This window comes from Microbispora sp. CSR-4 (assembly GCF_008033685.1).
Lineage (GTDB): Bacteria > Actinomycetota > Actinomycetes > Streptosporangiales > Streptosporangiaceae > Microbispora.
Genome location: NZ_VJVX01000148.1, coordinates 1 through 2,107 on the forward strand (window position 1 = coordinate 1; position 2,107 = coordinate 2,107).

Genomic DNA, 2,107 nt, shown 5'->3' on the forward strand with positions numbered 1-2,107 from the left:
TTGATGAGGAGCTGGGCGACGTCCACGACCTCCAGCGACTCCTTGGCCTGACCGGCGTTCTTCTTCTCGTTGATCGCGTCGCCGAGCATCACGAGGCAGAACGGGCAGGCGGTGGAGACGGTGTCGGGATCGGTGGTCAGCGCCTCGTCGACACGCTCGGTGTTGATGCGCTTTCCGATTCGCTCCTCCATCCACATGCGCGCGCCGCCGGCGCCACAGCAGAATCCGCGATCCTTGCAGCGGTGCATCTCCTGGGTCTGGACGCCCGGCACCTTGGCCATGATGTCGCGCGGCTGGGCGTACACCTTGTTGTGCCGGCCCAGGAAGCACGGGTCGTGGTAGGTGATCTTCTCCTCGATCGGGGTGATCGGGGTGAGGCGGCCCTCCTCCACCAGATGCGCCAGCAGCTGGGTGTGGTGCACGACCTCGTACGTGCCGCCGAGCTGCGGGTATTCGTTGGCGAGGGTGTTGAAGCAGTGGGGGCAGGTGGCCACGATCTTCTTGACCCCGGCCTCGTTGAGCGTCTCGATGTTCTGCTGGGCGAGCATGTTGAACAGGAACTCCATGCCCAGGCGGCGGGCCGGGTCACCGGTGCACGCCTCCATCGGGCCGAGCACGCCGAACTTGACCCCGGCGATGTGCAGCAGCTCCGCGACCGCCTTGGTGGTCTTCTTGGCCCGGTCCTCCAGCGCGCCGGCGCAGCCGACCCAGAAGAGATACTCGACGTCGTCGGGCATCTTCTCGTCGATGATCGGGACCTCGATGCGTTGTCCGTCCACGGAGGTGGCCAACTCCTCGATCCACTCGGCCCGCTTCATCTCGGACATGCCCCACGGGTTGCCCTTGTTCTCCAGGTTCTTGAGCATCACGCCCGCCTCGGACGGGAACGACGACTCGATCATCACCTGGTAGCGGCGCATGTCGAGGATGTGGTCGATGTGCTCGATGTCGACCGGGCACTGCTCGACGCACGCGCCGCAGTTGGTGCACGACCACAGCACGTCGGGGTGGATGACCCCGTCCTCGCCCACCAGCGGCTTGTCGAGCAGGGCCAGCACGTCCTCGGAGAAGCTCTCCTTCTCCTTCTCCCCGGCCAGCAGGTAGGGCGCGATCGCGAAGGCGTGGTCGCGCTGGTCGAGGATGAGCATCTTGGGCGACAGCGGCTTGTCGGTGTTCCAGGCCGGGCACTGCGACTGGCAGCGGCCGCACTCGGTGCAGGTGTAGAAGTCGAGGAAGCCCTTCCACGTCGTGTCGGTAATCTTGCCGCGGCCGAACACGTCGACCTCGGGGTCGGCCTCCTCGAAGTCGAGCACCTTCCCGTTGCTGCGCATCGGCTGGGCCGGGCCCAGCCCGTCGGGACGGCGGGAGAACAGCACGTTCAGCGGCGCGGTGAAGATGTGCAGGTGCTTGCTGTTCACCACGATGACCAGGAACACCAGCATGAAGCCGATGTGCAGCAGCAAGGCGATCTGCTCCAGCAGCTCGCTGTGCGGCAGCACCTTCCCGATGGCCAGGCTGACGAACGCGCCGGACTCATAGGGGAAGTTGCCGTTGGCCGCCGCCGCGCCCCGGGCGAGGAACAGCGTCCAGATGATGTTGAAGATCATGAACAGGACCAGCCAGGCCCCGCCCAGGTGCGAGCCGGAGAACCGGGAGCCGCGTCCGAGCTTCTTCGGCGAGTTCTTGATCCGGATGGCCGTGAACGCGGCCAGCCCGAGCAGACAGGCGACCGCGATGAAGTCCTGCAGGAAGCCCAGCACCGGCCAGGTCCCGATGAGCGGGATGTGGAAGTCCGAGTGCCCGGTGATCGCGCCCTGGATGATCGCGCCGTACGCCTCGATGTAGACGGTCAGCAGGATGAAGAACGCCCACATGACGAAGAAGTGGGCGGTGCCGGACGGCGTCCACTTCAGCAGCTTGCGCTGGCCGAAGACCTCCACCAGCTGGGCCTTGATCTCGGCGCCGGCGTGCTGTTTGGCGTACTCGATCCGCTCCGGGGCCGGCTGGCCGCTGGTGGCAAGCCGATAGAGGAACAGCACGCGACGGCCCGCCAGCCCGACCGCCACGGCGGTCGCGATGAGGCCTGCAATCGCTACCCAGAGCACGA

General features: G+C 66.4%; 1 protein-coding gene. It reads right to left on the reverse strand.

Features of this window, described 5'->3' with window-relative positions:
• Positions 1-2,105, reverse strand: a 2,105-nt coding sequence (locus FLV34_RS39080; RefSeq protein WP_147945563.1) for a (Fe-S)-binding protein, incomplete at its 3' end; no start/stop codon positions are given.
• Positions 2,106-2,107 lie beyond the last annotated feature (2 nt).